The following is a 17530-nucleotide window of genomic DNA, read 5'->3' as shown; positions in this document are numbered from 1 at the left end:
TTCGGGGCTATATTTCCTCATTTTCAATCTTTTTAACTAAAATATAAGCAAAAATTAGATATCATCCAAAGTTTATTACATTTTTAAAGAAAGGAATTATTGTGCCTACCATAAATCAATTGGTTAGAAAAGAGCGCAAAAAAGTTTTAGAAAAATCTAAATCTCCAGCGCTTAAAAATTGTCCACAAAGAAGGGGAGTTTGCACTAGGGTTTATACTACAACACCTAAAAAACCAAACTCAGCGTTAAGAAAAGTTGCCAAAGTAAGACTTACTAGTGGCTTTGAAGTGATCAGCTATATTGGCGGTGAAGGTCATAACTTACAAGAACACAGCATTGTTTTAGTGCGTGGTGGTAGGGTAAAAGACTTACCAGGGGTTAAATATCACATCGTTCGTGGTGCTCTTGATACAGCAGGTGTTGCAAAAAGAACAGTTTCTCGTTCTAAATATGGTGCTAAACGCCCTAAAGCAGGCGCTGCAAAATAATCATTCATACAGACAAATCCGTTAGATTTGATTTTGTTTGAGTAAAATTTAAAATTTGAAGGAAAAATAATGAGAAGAAGAAAAGCTCCGGTAAGAGAAGTTTTACCTGATCCGATTTATGGTAATAAAGTAATCACAAAATTTATTAATTCTTTAATGTATGATGGCAAAAAAAGCACAGCTACAACAATTATGTATGGTGCTTTAGAAGCTATCGATAAAAAAGGTGGCGAGAAAAAAGGTATTGATATTTTTAATGATGCGATTGAAAATATTAAGCCTTTATTAGAAGTAAAATCTCGTCGTGTTGGTGGTGCGACCTATCAAGTTCCAGTTGAAGTTCGTCCTGCTAGACAACAAGCTTTGGCGATTCGTTGGATTATTTCTTTTGCAAGAAAAAGAAGCGAAAGAACTATGATTGATAAACTTGCAGCTGAGCTTTTGGATGCTGCTAATAGCAAAGGTGCTTCATTTAAGAAGAAAGAAGATACTTATAAAATGGCTGAAGCAAATAAAGCATTTGCTCACTATCGTTGGTAAGGAAGGAGTGTGTATGTCAAGAAATACTCCTTTAAAAAAAGTTAGAAATATCGGTATTGCTGCTCACATTGATGCGGGTAAAACGACTACATCTGAAAGAATTCTTTTCTTTACTGGTATGAGTCATAAAATCGGTGAAGTTCATGATGGTGCTGCAACTATGGACTGGATGGAGCAAGAGAAAGAGCGTGGGATTACTATCACTTCTGCGGCTACAACTTGTTTTTGGAAAGATCATCAAATCAATCTTATTGACACTCCAGGCCACGTGGATTTTACAATCGAAGTTGAAAGATCTATGCGTGTTCTTGATGGTGCTGTTGCGGTATTTTGTTCAGTGGGTGGGGTGCAGCCTCAAAGTGAAACAGTTTGGAGACAAGCAAATAAATACGGTGTTCCAAGAATAGTATTTGTAAACAAAATGGATAGAATCGGTGCAAATTTTTATAATGTAGAAGATCAAATTCGCAACCGTTTAAAAGCTAATCCAGTTCCACTTCAAATTCCAATCGGTGCTGAGGATAATTTTAAAGGCGTAATCGATCTTGTAACTATGAAAGCTTTAGTTTGGGAAGATGATACTAAGCCAACGGATTATGTAGAAAAAGAAATTCCAGCTGAACTTAAAGAAAAGGCAGAAGAATATCGCACAAAAATGATAGAAGCAGTTTCTGAAACTTCAGATGAGTTGATGGAAAAATATTTAGGTGGAGAAGAATTAAGTCTTGAAGAGATTAAAACAGGGATTAAAGCAGGATGTTTAAGTCTTTCTATCGTTCCTATGCTTTGCGGTACAGCGTTTAAAAATAAAGGGGTTCAACCTTTACTTGATGCTGTTGTGGCTTATTTGCCAGCTCCTGATGAAGTGGCAAATATCAAGGGTGAATATGAAGATGGTACAGAAGTTTCTGTAAAATCAACTGATGATGGCGAGTTTGCAGGGCTTGCATTTAAAATCATGACAGATCCATTTGTAGGACAACTTACTTTCGTGCGTGTTTATCGTGGTTGTTTGGAAAGTGGCTCTTATGCTTATAACTCAACTAAAGATAAAAAAGAAAGAATTGGTCGTTTGTTAAAAATGCACTCTAATAAAAGAGAAGAGATTAAAGTGCTTTACGCAGGCGAAATTGGTGCTGTTGTAGGACTTAAAGATACTTTAACAGGGGATACTCTTGCAAGTGAAAAAGATAAGGTAATCCTTGAAAGAATGGATTTTCCAGATCCCGTTATTTCTGTTGCAGTTGAGCCAAAAACCAAAGCTGATCAAGAAAAAATGTCTATTGCTTTAAATAAATTAGCACAAGAAGATCCAAGTTTTAGAGTTTCAACTGATGAAGAAAGTGGCCAAACTATCATTTCAGGTATGGGTGAGTTACACCTTGAAATTATCGTTGATAGAATGCTTCGTGAATTTAAAGTTGAAGCTGAAGTAGGTCAACCACAAGTTGCTTATCGCGAAACTATTAGAAAAACTGTTGAACAAGAATACAAATATGCCAAACAATCAGGTGGTCGTGGCCAGTATGGACATGTATTCTTACGCCTTGAACCGCTTGAGCCAGGTAGTGGATATGAATTTGTTAATGATATCAAAGGCGGGGTGATTCCAAAAGAATACATTCCTGCAGTTGATAAAGGTGTTCAAGAAGCATTACAAAATGGTGTTTTAGCAGGTTATCCTGTAGAAGATGTTAAAGTAACTGTTTATGATGGAAGTTATCACGAAGTGGATTCATCTGAGATGGCGTTTAAGCTTGCTGCTTCTATGGGCTTTAAAGAAGGTGCTAGAAAAGCAGGTGCTGTGATCTTAGAGCCTATGATGAAAGTTGAAGTAGAAACTCCCGAAGATTATATGGGTGATGTTATTGGCGACCTTAACAAACGCCGTGGTCAAGTAAATAGCATGGATGAGCGTGGTGGAAATAAAATCATCACAGCATTTTGTCCTTTGGCTGAAATGTTTGGTTATTCTACTGATCTTAGAAGTCAAACTCAAGGTCGTGCGACTTATTCTATGGAATTTGATCACTATGATGAAGTTCCTAAAAATGTTGCAGATGAAATCATCAAAAAAAGAAACGGTTAAATTTTTAGCGGGATTTTTCCCGCTTTCTGTCCTCGTAGCTCAGCAGGATAGAGCGCAAAATTCCTAATTTTGAGGCCGTGAGTTCGAATCTCGCCGTGGACACCATTTTATGGGGTGTTATTATGATAAAAATTGCTTTTTTTATAACTTTTGTAATTTCTTTTTTGGCAGCACAAAGCCCAGTAAATTTTAAAGAAGATAATATAACAAAAGAACGAAATATATTTAAAGAACAATCTCCAAAACGCATTAAAATTCCAACGCATTAAAATATATGTCAGATCTGATTACGCTAGCACAATTATCACAAGGGTATCGTTACAATAGTGATTCTTTAATTTTAGCTGATTTTATTTTAAAACAAGGAATTAAAGGTGCTGTTTTTGATGTAGGTGCGGGCTGTGGTATCATAGGTATTTTACTTAAAAAAAATATTGCAAATTTAAGTTTATCTTTGATTGATATTCAAAAAGAAAATATAGAATTGATTGAAAAAAATTTAAAATCCAACAAAATACAAGGCGATATTTTTCATGATGATTTTAATCAATTTCAAATCATAAAAAAATTTGACTTCATAGTTTGCAATCCTCCATTTTATAGACAAGGAGCTTACAAGAGTGAAGATCAGCATAAAGCTATAAGTAAATTTCAGGAATTTTTACCCTTGCATAGCTTTTTAGCTAAAACAAATTCTATGCTTAAGCCAAATGGTGCTTTGTATTTTTGCTATGAAGCTTTAGCTTTAGATGAAATTTGTTTTATTTTAAAAGATATGAAAATGAAAATAACAAAGCTTTGCTTTGTACATACACATCAAAACAAAAAAGCAAGACTTGTTTTGATACAGGTAAAAAAAGGTTCAAAATCGCCTTGTGAGATTTTACCTCCTTTTTTTGTATATGAAAATGAAATTTTAAGCAAACAAATGCAAGAAATTCACTTAAGATTTAGGTTAAAAAGTTATGATATTTGATAAAAATTTTTCTTATGCTTTTGATGAAAATGCTTGTGAGAAATGCGGTGGAAAGTGTTGCACTGGAGAAAGTGGCAATATTTTTGCGAGCAAGGAAGAATTAGAAGCATTAAGAAAGCATTTAAATTTAGAAAGCAAAGAATTTGCTGAAAAATACTTGAGAAAAGTGGGCTTTAAAATGAGTTTTAAGGAAGTCGAATGTGAAGATGGCTTTGCTTGCATTTTTTTTGATACTCAAAAAAGAAATTGTAGTATCTACGATTTTCGTCCAAAACAATGCAGAACTTTTCCATTTTGGGAATATTTTAAAACACATCAAAAGGAATTAGAAAAAGAATGTATAGGTATTTGTTATTTGTCTTAGCAGCCTTTTTTTTGGCAGCTTGTGGAAGTTCAAAAATCAATGTTGTTTATCCTGATTATACAAAATATAAAAGCAATGATTTTGATTTAAGGGTTATGAAGGCTTATAATTATGAGTATTATAAACAATACAAAGAAGCCAGAGATGAATTTTTAAGTCTTTATCAAGATTATAATAATACTAATTTTTTAGAAAATGCATTTTTACTTTCTTTAGCAAACAATCTTGACAGGCAAGCAGAGTTAAATAATCTAGCAAAGCCTTATTTAAATCAAAATGACAATCTTAAGCGGCTTAGTGTTCTTTATGCTTTAAATTCAAATGATATTAACAATGCTCAAAAACTTATGAAAGAGCTTTTAACAAAAAAGGATAGCGATCCTAGAAATTTAGAGCTTTATGGTGATATTTTGGTTAAAAAAAATGATTTAAAAAATGCTACAAAATACTATAGATCTGCTTATAATCAAGTGCAAAATGAAGAAATTTTATTTAAACTCATAGGAATTTATGCGATTTTGAATGATACTTTAAATATTAAAAATGTTTTAGAATTTTCAAGAAAAACCAATGGTTGCACTCTCAAAACTTGCGTCTTGCTTGCTAAAATTTATTTTGATGAAAAAAATATCGAAGCTTTAAAAAGTATATATAAAGAGCTTTATCAACTTACCAAAAATAAAAGTTTTGTATTGGCTTTGGTTGAGCTTTTAAATTCTCAAGGCAAAACAGAAGAAGCTTTAAAAATTTCTTTGCAGTATGATTTAGATGATGACATTAAACTCGCTTTGTATCAGAATTTAAAACGCTTTGATGATGCTAAAAAAATGAGTTTAGCTCTTTATCATAAAACAAAAAATAAAGAATATCTTCTACGAGCGGCAGTTTTTGAATTTGAAGCTGCAAATGAAGCTAAAAAAATCACTCCAAAAGTAATTGATTCTGTAAAAGAAAAATTCGAACAGGCTATCGATAAAGATAGCAATGCTTTGTATTTAAACTACTATGGATATTTGCTTATAGATTATGATTTAGATGTTAAAAAAGGTATAGAGCTTGTGAAACTTGCCTTAGAAAAAGATCCACAGAATTTGTATTATTTAGATTCTTTAGCTTGGGGGTATTATAAACTAGGTGATTGTAAGCAAGCATGGGAAATTTTAAAACAAACATTAGATGATAAAGAATTTGCAAATTCTGATGAGAGCAAAGCTCATATAAAAGCGATAAAGGCGTGTATAAAACCATGATATTGGATAAAATTTTTGAAAAAACAAAAGAAGATTTAAAAGAACGCAAACTAAAACTTCCTTATGATATGTTAGGGCGTTCTTTAGCTTCAAATCCTTTCTTTCCAAAAGATGTGATTAAGGCTTTAAAAAGAGTAGAAAAAGAAGTTAAAATCATAGCAGAAGTAAAAAAAGCAAGCCCTAGCAAGGGAGTCATTAGAGAAGACTTTGATCCTTTGAGTATCGCTTTAAATTATGAGAAGAACAAAGCTGCAGCGATTTCTGTTTTAACTGAGCCGCATTTTTTTAAAGGTTCTTTAGAATACTTAAGTCTTATACGCCGTTATACGCAAATTCCTTTACTTAGAAAAGATTTTATCTTTGATGAGTATCAAATTTTAGAAGCTTTGGTTTATGGGGCGGATTTTGTATTATTAATCGCTAAAATGCTAAGCATGAAAGAGCTTAAAAAACTGCTTGAGTTTGCAAGACATTTAGGTCTTGAGGCTTTGGTTGAAATTCATGATAAAGAGGATTTGAGTAAGGCTATTTTTGCTGGAGCGGATATCATTGGTATCAATCATCGTAATTTAGAGGATTTTACTATGGATATGAGTTTGTGCGAAAAACTTATCCCACAAATCCCAAATTCAAAAATCATCATCGCAGAAAGTGGTTTAGAAAATAAAGAATTTTTAGAGCATTTGCAAAATTTAGGCGTTGATGCTTTTTTAATCGGCGAATATTTTATGCGCGAAAAAGATGAAGGAAAGGCTTTAAAAGCTTTGCTTTAAGGAGGGAAAATGCAGTATTTGTATGCACCATGGCGGAGTGAGTATTTTGAAAAAGAAAAAAGCATTTGTCCATTTTGTGATTGTGCTAATAAGATCAAAAGCGATGAAGAATTAGGCGTGATTTTTAGAGCAAAGCATTGTTTTGGAGTGATGAACCGCTATCCTTATTCTGCAGGGCATTTTATGGTGATTCCTTATATACATGAAGAGCATATAGAAAATTTAAGTGATGAAATTTGGCAAGAAATGAGTTATTTTGTGCGTTTGGGGGTACAAATTTTAAAAGAGCAAATTCATGCAAATGGAGTGAATATCGGTATGAATTTAAGCAAGGATGCAGGAGCTGGCATAGCTTTTCATTGTCATTATCATCTAGTGCCACGCTGGTCAGGAGATACAAATTTTATCACAACCATAGGAGAAACTAGGGTTTGTGGCACTAATATAGAGCAAGTTTATCAAAAACTTGTTTTGGCTTTTAAAAATGCTCAGTGAAGTTGAATTTGTAGAGTTTCAAAAAGAAAATTTCTCTCTTTTAATCGATGCAAGAAGCCCTAGAGAATTTTTTCATTCTCACTTGATAGGAGCTTTAAATTTTTATGCACTCAATGATGAAGAATATCAAGAAATAGGAACAATTTATAAGAAAAATCAAGCTTTAGCTAAGGCTATGGGTGCGAGTTATATTTGTCAAAATACCGCTAAGCATATATTAGAAATCACTCAAAATTTTCGCATAGGAGAAAAGGTGGGGATTTATTGTTCTCGTGGGGGTTTGCGTTCAAAGTCTATCGCAGTGATTTTAAGTGAGCTTGGCTTTAGGGTGGTGCGTTTAAAAGGTGGGTTTAAAGCTTATAGAACTTTTGTAACGCATTATTTCGAAAATGAAATAAATTTTGATTTTTTTGCTCTTTGTGGTAATACAGGTTGTGGAAAAACAGAGCTTTTAGAACAACTCCCACAAGCTATAAATTTAGAAAAAATGGCAAATCATTTAGGCTCGTCTTTTGGTGATATTTTAGGAAAACAACCTACGCAAAAAGCTTTTGAAGCAGAACTTTTTCACAATATTCAAAATTTAGAAAATTTTGCTTTCATAGAAAGCGAAAGTCGCAAAATAGGGGATATTATCTTACCTTTGAAATTTTATGAAAAAATGCAAAAGGCTTTTAAAATTTATTGTTTTTGTTCTTTGGAAAATCGCGTTAGAAGAATACAAAAAATTTATCAAGAAAAAATAACTCCTTTGAAATTTCAACAATGTGTGCAAAAAATCAGTCCTTATATCAGCTTAAATTTACGCCAAGATTTGCTTCAAAGTTATGAGAGAAAAGAATGGCAAAAGCTTATTGTTATGCTTTTGGAGTATTATGATAAAACTTATAAAAAACCAGATAAGATTGATCTTGAGTTAAATACTGATGATATTTTAAAAGCTAAAGAAGAGCTTTTAGATCATTTTAAAGCACAATTACTTTTTTAATATCAGATAATTTTATTAAATAATCAAATTTTTTCTTCATCATCTTGTAATAATCCTTTTTATCTTTGTTGTTTTTTAATTTGGCTCAAATTTTTATTTTAATGCTAGTAAATTTGAATTATAGAGAAGTAAAATATTTTTTTAAAATCCCTATTTATAATAATTTAATATAAAAAATAAATTTTGATAAAAAAAATATATAAAATATTTCTTAAATTTATATTTTTTTAAATCATTTTAAATATAATTATCTCGCAATTATATTTTGCAAGAAAGGGTAAGTAAATGAATGCGATAAATTCAAGTTTTATTGTGTTGTGTACTTTGCTAGTTTTGCTTATGACTCCAGCTTTAGCAATGTTTTATTCGGGTATGGTAAGAAGTAAAAATACTCTCAATACCATAATGAATTGCTTTATTGTTTTTGGCGTCATTACTTTACAATGGGTAGTGTTTGGATTTAGCTTTTCTTTTGGCAAAGATGAAGGACTTGGGCTTGTAGGAAATTTCGAGAATTTCCTCTTAGAGGGTATTAGCGGATACAACGCTTCAGGCGTTCCAAATATTCTTTTTGTGATTTTTCAAATGATGTTTGCACTTATTGCATCTGCTATTATAACAGGCTCTTTGGTGGGAAGAATCAAACTGGGTGTTTTGGTGATATTTTTACTTTTTTGGAGTACTTTAGTTTATGATGTGTTAGCGCATATGATTTGGAGCAGTGAGGGATTTTTGCTTAAAAGAGGAAGTCTTGATTTTGCTGGGGGTGGTGTTGTGCATATCAGCTCTGGGGTTGCCGGACTTGTAGGAGCTTTGATGGTAGGCGCTAGAAAAAGTGATGATGAAGATAAAAACGCGCATTCTATTCCTTATGCTTTCTTGGGTGCGATTTTGCTTTTTATAGGATGGTTAGGTTTTAATGCTGGAAGTGCTGGCGAAATGAATGATATTGCTATCAATGCTTTTATAGTAAGTATTATATCAGCAGCTTGTGGCTTTTTATCTTGGGTAGTACTTGAGTGGCTCATCCATAAAAAACCGACTATTTTAGGTGGACTTAGTGGGCTTGTAGCAGGGCTTGTGGTTATGTAGATATTTATGCTTCTCTTGTTATAGGGGCTTTGTCTTCTGTATTTTGTTATTTTGGTTTGAGTTTTATCAAATACAAACTCAAATGGGATGATTCTTTAGATGCTTTTTCTTTGCACGGAATTGGAGGTATTTGTGGAGGAATCGCCACAGGACTTTTTGCAAGCGCTAAAGTAAATCCTAATGTGGTTGCCCAAAATGCACTTGGCGAGGGATTTTTTATCAGTGGAAGTTTAGAGCTTTTAAAAGAGCAAATTTTTGCTATTGTGATTTGCGTGGTTTTGTCAGCTCTTGTAAGCTTTATTATTTTTAAGATCATTTCTTTTTTTACAGACTTAAGAGTAAAAGAAGAAGTAGAACAAGAAGGTTTAGATGTGAGCTTGCACGGAGAAAAAGCTTATACTTTGGCTTAGTTGGCTAAATTTTTACCAAAAAGTCCTTGTTAATCTTTAAAAAATGATAGACAAGGACTTCAAAATTTATTTTTAGTTAAAATCAGATAAATACTTTAAAACAAATTGAGCAAATTCATCGCTATCATTTGGACAAGTGATTAAATCATAATCACACTTTGCTAAATGTTTATACTCTATACCTAGCTCAAAAATCGTTTCAGAACAATCTATGCAAAAAGAAATAGGATAAATCAAAGCTTTGTTATCTAAATTTGCCAAAATATCGCTTGTGTTTGGTTCAAGCCATTTTACTGGTCCTAGTTTTGATTGGTAAGCTAAGATAATCTCATCAAAATGATCTTTTAATCTTTCTTTTAAAAGTTCTACATGATGATTGACATGTTTTTCATATAAATCGCCCTTATCGATAATGCTTTGCGGTAAAGAATGCGCTGAAAAAATCAAAATTTTGGCATCAAACTCACTTTTTTTAGCCAAAATGTGTGAAACTATCATCTCGTTATAAAGCTCATTTTTGTAAAAAATATCTATAGTTTTCACTTTTGCTTGAATTTTTTGCTTTGAAATTTCATTTTGCAGAACTTCTAAAGATGAAGTTACTGTGGTGCAAGAATGGTGCGGATAAAGTGGAAAAAGAATGATTTCATCACTTTCATTTAAAGTGTATTTTTGCAAAATTTCTGTGGCAAAAGGAGGAACATAAAGATTTACAAAATCAAATTTAAATTCATCTTGTTTTAAATTAAGCTTGTCACACAGGCTTTGAGTAAGTTCGTTTAAAGGGGATTTTCCGCCCATTTTTTTATAGTTTTCTTGCATGGCTTTAACGCGAGCCTTTGTTATGATCCATGCTACAAATTTTCTTAAAAATCGATTTTTGATTCCTAAAATATAAGGATCATTAAACATATTTTTTAAAAAAACTTCACAATCTTGTAAATTCGCAGCTCCGCCCATATTTAAAAATAAAACTAATTTCACGCAAACCTTTCTAAAATTTCTTGAACTTTGTAAGCATCGCTCGTGCTGGCTAAATGATTGGGTTGATTATCGATAAGTTTTAACAAAGCTTCGTGTTCTGAAAAAAGTGGACTTTGTTGAGTAAGTTCTATAAAATTTCCATCTTTTAATAAAGAAAAGTCATTTAAATTGGCTTCATAAAAATGATTTTTAGTAATAAGATGAATTTTTCTTAGTTTTTGTGTGCTATTCCAACTTTGATGTATGCTAGCAATACATTTTTCAAGCTCACATAGAATAATGCTTTCACTTTCTCTTGTTTGATCTTGGGTGTATTTTTTAAGCAAATTGGTTTTTGTTATTTCTTGTTTGCTTAAAAAACAAAGCAAATCAAGATCATGCACAGCCAAATCTTGCAAAATCCCTACATCGCTGATTCTTTGTGGGTAAGGTGAAAATCTTTGTATGTTAATGCTGATAATTTCTTCATTTTCAAGCTCTTTTTTTAGGGCTAAAACCGCAGGATTAAATCTTTCGCAAAAACCTACGCCTACTTTTATGCTGTATTCTTTAGCTAAATTTGAAATTTCGTCTATTTCTTTTAAATTTAGAGCTAAAGGCTTTTCGATTAAAACGCATTTGCATTGTTTAAAAACTTTTTTTGCTATTGTTAAATGTGAATTTGTAGGTGTTGCTATGATGATAATATCATTATTTTGATTTAAAAATTTATCCAAATCATCATAAAAAATATCATCAAAAATATTTAGGTTTGGATTTTTGCAAAGATCAAAAAGTGCATTAAGTTTAAAATGAGAATTTTTACTAAGTTCATTTAAGTGGTTTTGCCCCATTTTTCCAAGGCCTATGATACCTATTTTCATGGAATTAATCTTTAAAAATACAAATAACTTGCTCTTGCTCTTCTTCACTTAAAAAAGGTGAAAAAGGCAAAGATAAGATGTGTTCGCTTGCGTATTCTGAATTTTTAAGTTCTAAATTTGAAAACTCACTAAAGCAAGATTGTTTATGCAAAGGGGTTGGATAGTGTATAGCATAAGGTATATTAGCTTTTTCAAATTTTTGCAATACACTAGCTCTATCTTCAACTAAAACGCTGTATTGTGCATAAGCGCTAAAAGCATTTGGATCAATTTGCGGAATTTGGCAGTTTTTTAAATTTGCATTATAAGTTTGTGCTAATTTTTGTCTTTTGTCTAATTCTTTTTCTAGGTATTTTAACTTAACATTTAAAATCGCCGCTTGTAAAGTATCAAGGCGTCCATTTATACCTATAAATTCATGTTTATAACGCTGAGTTTGTCCGTGATTGAGTAAAATTCTTATTTTTTTAGCAATTTCATCATCATGGCAAAAAATAGCCCCGCCATCGCCATAAGCTCCCAAAGGCTTCGAAGGAAAAAAGCTTGTGCATGAAATTCTAGCTATAGAGCAGGATTTTTCTCCTTTGAAACTTGCGCCAAAACTTTGTGCACCATCTTCGATCAAAGTGATATTTTTATCTTTTAAAATTTCTTCCAAAGCCCTTAAATCACTCATTTGTCCAAACATACTCACTGCTATAACAGCTTTAGTTTTTGGGGTTATTGCTTTTTGCACTGCTTCAAAATTAAGATTGTAATTTGATAAATTTATATCTACAAAAATAGGTTTTGCGTCCACTAAGGCGACAACTTCAGCTGTTGCTATGAAAGTAAAACTAGGCACTATAACTTCATCATCTTTGCCAATATCTAAGGCTCTTAAGGCAAGATATAAAGCACTGGTTCCACTTGAGCAACCTATAGCGTGTTTAACACCTAAGAAATGAGCTAAATTTTGCTCAAATTCGTTAAGCTTTGCACCGCCTATGAAAGAAGAGCTTGATAAAACGCTTTCAATTTCAGCATTGATTTCATCTTTGTATGCGAGATATTGGGCTTGAAGATTGATAAAATTCATAAAAAACCTTAGAGAAATAAAATTAAATAAAAATGTTTATTGTATTTTAGTTTTACTTAATTTAAAGTAATTTTGGTATGATATGTTTTTATAAAAATTTCTTTAGGAAAATTTATGGATATCAGAAAAGCTTATTTGGATTTTTTTGCATCAAAAGGACATGAGATAACCCCGTCAAGTCCTTTAGTTCCTGATGATGCAACTTTACTTTTTACCAATGCGGGTATGGTGCCTTTTAAAAGTATATTTACAGGAGAAATTCCACGCCCAAATCCTCCACGCAAAACAAGCTGTCAAACTTGTATAAGAGCAGGTGGAAAGCACAATGACTTAGATAATGTAGGATATACCGCACGCCATCATACTTTTTTTGAAATGCTTGGGAATTTTAGTTTTGGAGATTATTTTAAAGAACAAGCCATAGCTTATGCTTGGGAATTTGTAACTGAAGTTTTAAAACTACCTAAAGACAGACTTTATGTAACTGTGCATGAAAACGATGATGAAGCTTTTAATCTATGGCAAAAACACATTCAAAAAGAAAGAATTTACAAATTTGGTGATAAAGATAACTTCTGGCAAATGGGCGATACTGGTCCTTGTGGTCCTTGCAGTGAGATTTTTTATGACCAAGGACAAGAGCATTTTAACTCAAGCGAAGATTATATGGGTGGAGATGGAGATAGATTTTTAGAAATCTGGAATCTTGTTTTTATGCAATATGAAAGAAGTGCTAATGGAGTGCTTAGCCCACTGCCAAAGCCAAGTATTGATACAGGAATGGGGCTTGAAAGGGTAACAGCGATTAAAGAAGGTAAATTTAGCAATTTTGATAGCTCGCTTTTTATGCCAATCATCAATGAAATTTCAAAACTTTGTAACAAAACTTATGTTTATGAAAGTGGAGCAAGTTTTAGAGTCATAGCTGATCATATAAGATCAAGTGTATTTTTACTTGCGCAAGGGGTAAGTTTTGATAAAGAAGGTAGAGGTTATGTTTTGCGTCGTATTTTGCGCCGTGCTTTAAGGCATGGATATTTGCTAGGTTTTAAACAAGCTTTTATGTATAAACTAGTTGATGTTGTGTGCGATTTAATGGGCGGACATTATACCTATCTTAATGAGAAAAAAGACTTTATAAAAGAACAAATTCGCCTTGAAGAAGAAAGATTTTTAAGTACTATAGAAAATGGGATTGAAATTTTTAATGAAGAGCTTAAAAACACTAAAGAAATTTTTAGCGGAGAAGTAGCCTTTAAACTTTATGATACTTATGGTTTTCCGCTTGATTTAACGGCTGATATGCTAAGGGAAAAAAACCTTAAAGTTGATGAAGAAAAATTTGAACTTTTAATGAACGAGCAAAAAGCACGCGCTAAAGCTTCTTGGAAAGGAAGTGGAGATAAAACTGCAAGTGGAGATTTTAAAAACTTGCTTGAAAAATTTGGAGAAAATCATTTTGTAGGTTATGAAAAAGCAGAATGCGAAAGTAAAATTTTAGCCCTTTTAGATGAAGATTTTAAAGAAGTTTCCACCCTTAAAGATGCGGGTTGGGTGATGCTTGAAAACACACCTTTTTATGCAACAAGTGGGGGACAAAGTGCTGATAGTGGGTTTATAACTAAGCGTGAAGTTTTAGATACGCAAAAGTTTTTTAATCTCAATCTTAGCTTTATAAAAGCAGGCGAAGAACTAAAAGTTGGCGATATAGTTCATGCAAGAATCGATACAGAAAAAAGAGAGCAAATCACACGCCACCACTCAGCCACTCATCTTTTACACCATGCTTTAAGAGAAATTTTAGGTTCTCATGTAAGCCAAGCAGGATCTTTGGTTGAAAGGAATAAACTAAGATTTGATTTTACTCATCATAAAGCTTTAAGCAAAGAAGAGCTAGAAAGCATTGAAAAAAGAGTTAATGAAATGATTATAAACTCAAGCGAAGCTATCTTAGAAAATATGCCTTTAGAAGAAGCTAAAAAAAGCGGTGCTATAGCATTGTTTAATGAAAAATACCAAGGCAATGTGCGTGTTTTAACTTTAGGTGAAAGCAAAGAACTTTGCGGGGGAACTCATGTTAAAAATACTGCTCAAATAGGAAGTTTTTACATAGTTAAAGAAAGTGGTGTGAGTGCTGGGGTTAGACGCATTGAAGCTGTAGTTTCTAAAGCGGCTTTAGAATTTGTAAAAAATCAACTTGAAGAACTTTCTAAAGCCAAAGATGAGCTTAAAAATAATGATATTTTAAGCGGGGTTAAAAAGCTTAAAAATGAAATTTTAAGTTTAAAAAATGAGCTTAAAAACTCAAGTAAAACAGAGTTTGATTCTAAAAATATCCAAGGTGTTGAAATTTGCGTAAAACGCGTAGATAATGGCGATATTAAAGCTATGATTGATGATTTTAAAAACAAATTTATTAAAGCGGTGATTTTGCTTATCCAAGTAAAAGATGAAAAAATCACTTTAGCAGCTGGTGTTAAAGATGCGCCTTTAAAAGCAGGAGCTTTGGTTAAAGAAGCGGCGCAAATTTTAGGTGGAAATGGTGGCGGAAGAGATGATTTTGCTACTGCAGGTGGAAAAGATTTAAGCAAAATTGATGAAGCTTTAAAACAAAGCTTAGAAACGATAGAAAAAGCACTTTAATGTTAATTCTTGCTTCAAGTTCCATTTCAAGGGCTAACTTGCTTAAAACCGCAAAGATTGATTTTAAACAAGTTGGTTTTGATTATGATGAAAATTTAAATAAAAATATTTCACCTTTTTTATATGTTCAAAAAATAGTTCTTGAAAAAGAAAAACAATTTTTAAGTGCTTTAGGCAAAGATTTTCAAAACCAAAATTTGCTTTTTGCAGATAGTATAGTTTGCATAGATGAAAAAATTCTTACTAAAGCAAAAGATAAAAAAGAAGCTTATGAAATGCTTGCCTTGCAAAATGGCAAGTATGCAAGTATTTTATCGGCCTTTTTGCTTGTAAAACCTGAAAAAAGAGTTTTTTCTCTTTCTAAAACTACGCTTTATTTTAAAAATTTTGATGAAAATGCTTTAAGAGATTATGTAGAAAATGATCTTTATAAAGGCAAGGCGGGTTGTATCATGTGTGAGGGTTTTCATCGAAATTTCATCACTCAACAAGTAGGAAATCTAAGCACTGCTTTAGGGCTTGATATTCAAACTTTAAAGGCTTATTTATGAAAATATTAAAATATATTTTTTCATTTTTTACTCTTTTGTTTATAGCTGGATTTATTTATGTGGCTTATCTTTTCACAAGTGCTGATGCTGAGGGTTATACTTTTAAAGAATACAAACCTCCTCTTACAACACAAATTTACGATAGAAATGGTAAGCTTGTGGCTAATATTTTTGAACAGCATCGTTTTTACGCTCCTTATGAAGAGCTTCCCCCACGCCTTATAGAAGCTTTGGTTGCTATAGAAGATACAAGCTTTTTTGAACATAATGGAGTTAATATCGATGCCATTTTTAGAGCTGCTGTAAAAATCATAAAAAGCGGTGGAAAAACCATGGAAGGAGCTTCCACTCTTACTCAGCAATTTATTAAAAACACAGAATTAACCCCCGAAAGAACGATTACGCGTAAAATTCGAGAAGCTTTGCTTGCTTATAAAATGGAAACCATTTTAACTAAAGAGCAAATTTTAGAAAGGTATTTAAATTTTATCTTTTTTGGACATGGGTATTATGGAGTAAAAACCGCATCTTTGGGGTATTTTCATAAAAATTTAAATGAACTAAGCCTTAAAGAGATTGCTATGCTAGTGGGTATGCCAAAAGCACCTAGCAGTTATGATCCTACAAAGCATTTAGATCTTTCCATCTCAAGAGCAAATAATGTTATTTCAAGAATGTATAATCTAGGCTGGATTTCAAAAACAGATTATGATACAGCCATCAAAGAAATTCCGCAAGTTTATGATGATACGCTTACTCAAAATGCTGCTCCTTATGTCGTAGATGAAGTGATTAAACAATTAAGTCCTAGCATTAAAGACTTAAAAACAGGTGGATATAAAATTATTTTAAATATAGACCTAGATGTTCAAAATATGGCGCAAAATGCTTTGAAATTTGGTTATGATGAGATAGTAAAACGCGATAAAGATGCAAATTTAAGCACTTTAAACGGAGCTATGGTTGTGGTAAATCATCAAAGTGGCGATGTTTTAGCTTTGGTAGGTGGGGTTGATTATGAAAAAAGTAATTATAATCGTGCTACTCAAAGTATGCGTCAACCTGGAAGCTCTTTTAAACCTTTTGTGTATCAAGTGGCGATTAATTTAGGATATTCGCCTATGAGTGAAATTGCTGATATTTCTAGAATTTTTGAAGGTGGAGCGGGTAATAATGAGGATTGGAAACCTAAAAATGAAGGGGGTAAATTTTTAGGTTTAATTACCTTAAAAGAAGCTTTAACAAGATCAAGAAATTTAGCTACCATTAATCTCGCACTTGATATGGGGCTTGATGTTCTTTACTCTAAACTAATGGAATTTGGATTTAAAGATATACCGCCTAATTTATCAATCGTATTGGGAAGTTTTGGTATTTCTCCTTTGGAGTATTCGAAATTTTATACCATGTTTGGGAACTATGGTATGATTAAAGATCCTCAAATTATCAGACAAGTTCAGGATAAAACCGGTAAAACCATCATGGAATTTAACTCAAATGAGCGTAAAGTCAGCAATGAAGCGCAAAGTTTTCTGGTTTTAGATATGATGAGAAATGTTGTTGAAAAAGGCACAGGGCGTAATGCAAGAGTAAAAGATATAGAAATAGCAGGAAAAACAGGAACAACGAATAAAAGTGTTGATGCTTGGTTTTGTGGACTTACGCCTGAAATAGAAGCAATCATTTGGTATGGAAATGATAACAACAAGCCTATGCGTTATACAGAAGGTGGTGCTAGAACGGCTGCTCCTGTGTTTAGAGAATTTTTAACTCAATATATAGAAAAATTCCCTGATACAACTAGAAAATTTAGCATTCCTAATGGAGTTTATCGTGGAAATTATAAAGGAGAAAGTGCTTATTATACCACCAAATCACCATTACCAAAAGCAAATATGAAATTTAATGAAAGCGAGATTATATTTTGAAAGTAGTTCCTTTCTACT

General features: G+C 32.3%; 16 protein-coding genes, 1 tRNA gene and 1 pseudogene. 15 read left to right on the top strand and 3 right to left on the bottom strand.

Annotated elements, in window-relative coordinates:
- Positions 1-101 precede the first annotated feature (101 nt).
- From rpsL to BGS40_RS03600, 12 genes and pseudogenes are all read left to right on the top strand, one after another.
- On the top strand, positions 102-488 hold the full coding sequence (gene rpsL / locus BGS40_RS03655; RefSeq protein ID WP_002782934.1) for a 30S ribosomal protein S12: 387 nt from the start codon (positions 102-104) through the stop codon (positions 486-488).
- 69 nt (positions 489-557) lie between these two features.
- Positions 558-1028 (top strand): 30S ribosomal protein S7, encoded by a 471-nt coding sequence (gene rpsG / locus BGS40_RS03650; RefSeq protein WP_002779471.1) that lies wholly within the window; start codon positions 558-560, stop codon positions 1026-1028.
- 13 nt (positions 1029-1041) lie between these two features.
- Positions 1042-3117, top strand: a complete 2076-nt coding sequence (gene fusA, locus BGS40_RS03645) for an elongation factor G (protein WP_002788669.1) — start codon at positions 1042-1044, stop codon at positions 3115-3117.
- A 28-nt stretch (positions 3118-3145) separates the two neighbouring features.
- Positions 3146-3222 (top strand) — tRNA-Arg (locus BGS40_RS03640).
- Between the two features lie 17 nt (positions 3223-3239).
- A complete protein-coding gene (locus BGS40_RS03635) occupies positions 3240-3386 on the top strand; it encodes a hypothetical protein (RefSeq protein ID WP_096738380.1) in 147 nt (48 codons plus the stop codon).
- A 5-nt stretch (positions 3387-3391) separates the two neighbouring features.
- Positions 3392-4093 carry a tRNA1(Val) (adenine(37)-N6)-methyltransferase gene (locus BGS40_RS03630; protein ID WP_087691848.1) on the top strand — a complete coding sequence of 234 codons (702 nt, stop codon included), beginning with the start codon at positions 3392-3394 and terminating at the stop codon, positions 4091-4093.
- Complete coding sequence (locus tag BGS40_RS03625; protein ID WP_002855009.1) at positions 4083-4457, top strand: YkgJ family cysteine cluster protein; 375 nt, start codon at positions 4083-4085, stop codon at positions 4455-4457. The genes BGS40_RS03630 and BGS40_RS03625 overlap by 11 nt, the downstream gene beginning before the upstream one ends.
- Complete coding sequence (locus tag BGS40_RS03620; RefSeq protein ID WP_060816301.1) at positions 4430-5707, top strand: tetratricopeptide repeat protein; 1278 nt, start codon at positions 4430-4432, stop codon at positions 5705-5707. Before BGS40_RS03625 ends, BGS40_RS03620 begins: the two co-directional genes overlap by 28 nt.
- Positions 5704-6480, top strand: coding sequence for an indole-3-glycerol phosphate synthase TrpC (gene trpC / locus BGS40_RS03615; RefSeq protein WP_002854779.1), 777 nt, complete (start codon positions 5704-5706; stop codon positions 6478-6480). Before BGS40_RS03620 ends, trpC begins: the two co-directional genes overlap by 4 nt.
- A 9-nt stretch (positions 6481-6489) precedes the next feature.
- Positions 6490-6975 (top strand): HIT family protein, encoded by a 486-nt coding sequence (locus BGS40_RS03610; RefSeq protein WP_052781931.1) that lies wholly within the window; start codon positions 6490-6492, stop codon positions 6973-6975.
- Positions 6965-7963, top strand: a complete 999-nt coding sequence (gene mnmH / locus BGS40_RS03605) for a tRNA 2-selenouridine(34) synthase MnmH (protein WP_052794119.1) — start codon at positions 6965-6967, stop codon at positions 7961-7963. Before BGS40_RS03610 ends, mnmH begins: the two co-directional genes overlap by 11 nt.
- 285 nt (positions 7964-8248) lie before the next feature.
- A pseudogene (locus BGS40_RS03600) lies at positions 8249-9465 on the top strand (ammonium transporter).
- Between the two features lie 72 nt (positions 9466-9537).
- Here BGS40_RS03600 and hemH read toward each other — a convergent pair.
- From hemH to BGS40_RS03585, 3 genes are read right to left on the bottom strand one after another with little or no spacing between them, the layout of a single operon-like run.
- A complete protein-coding gene (gene hemH / locus BGS40_RS03595; protein ID WP_096738379.1) occupies positions 9538-10449 on the bottom strand; it encodes a ferrochelatase in 912 nt (303 codons plus the stop codon).
- Positions 10446-11312 (bottom strand): Gfo/Idh/MocA family protein, encoded by an 867-nt coding sequence (locus BGS40_RS03590; RefSeq protein ID WP_002859910.1) that lies wholly within the window; start codon positions 11310-11312, stop codon positions 10446-10448. Before BGS40_RS03590 ends, hemH begins: the two co-directional genes overlap by 4 nt.
- A gap of 4 nt (positions 11313-11316) precedes the next feature.
- Positions 11317-12390, bottom strand: a complete 1074-nt coding sequence (locus tag BGS40_RS03585) for a DegT/DnrJ/EryC1/StrS family aminotransferase (protein ID WP_096738378.1) — start codon at positions 12388-12390, stop codon at positions 11317-11319.
- A gap of 114 nt (positions 12391-12504) precedes the next feature.
- On the opposite strand from BGS40_RS03585, the gene alaS reads away from it, so the two are divergent.
- The 3 genes from alaS to BGS40_RS03570 are packed head-to-tail and all read left to right on the top strand — an operon-like array spanning position 12505 to position 17512.
- Positions 12505-15033: an alanine--tRNA ligase gene (gene alaS, locus BGS40_RS03580; protein ID WP_096738377.1), complete on the top strand. Its 2529-nt coding sequence runs from the start codon at positions 12505-12507 to the stop codon at positions 15031-15033.
- Positions 15033-15584 (top strand): septum formation inhibitor Maf, encoded by a 552-nt coding sequence (gene maf, locus BGS40_RS03575; RefSeq protein WP_052794103.1) that lies wholly within the window; start codon positions 15033-15035, stop codon positions 15582-15584. Before alaS ends, maf begins: the two co-directional genes overlap by 1 nt.
- Positions 15581-17512 (top strand): penicillin-binding protein 1A, encoded by a 1932-nt coding sequence (locus BGS40_RS03570; protein WP_096738376.1) that lies wholly within the window; start codon positions 15581-15583, stop codon positions 17510-17512. The genes maf and BGS40_RS03570 overlap by 4 nt, the downstream gene beginning before the upstream one ends.
- The last annotated feature ends 18 nt before the right edge of the window (positions 17513-17530 follow it).

Origin of the sequence: Campylobacter sp. 107, assembly GCF_002383835.1 — a bacterium.
GTDB classification, from domain to species: domain Bacteria; phylum Campylobacterota; class Campylobacteria; order Campylobacterales; family Campylobacteraceae; genus Campylobacter_D; species Campylobacter_D jejuni.
This window is presented reverse-complemented; position numbering and strand designations above follow the sequence as displayed.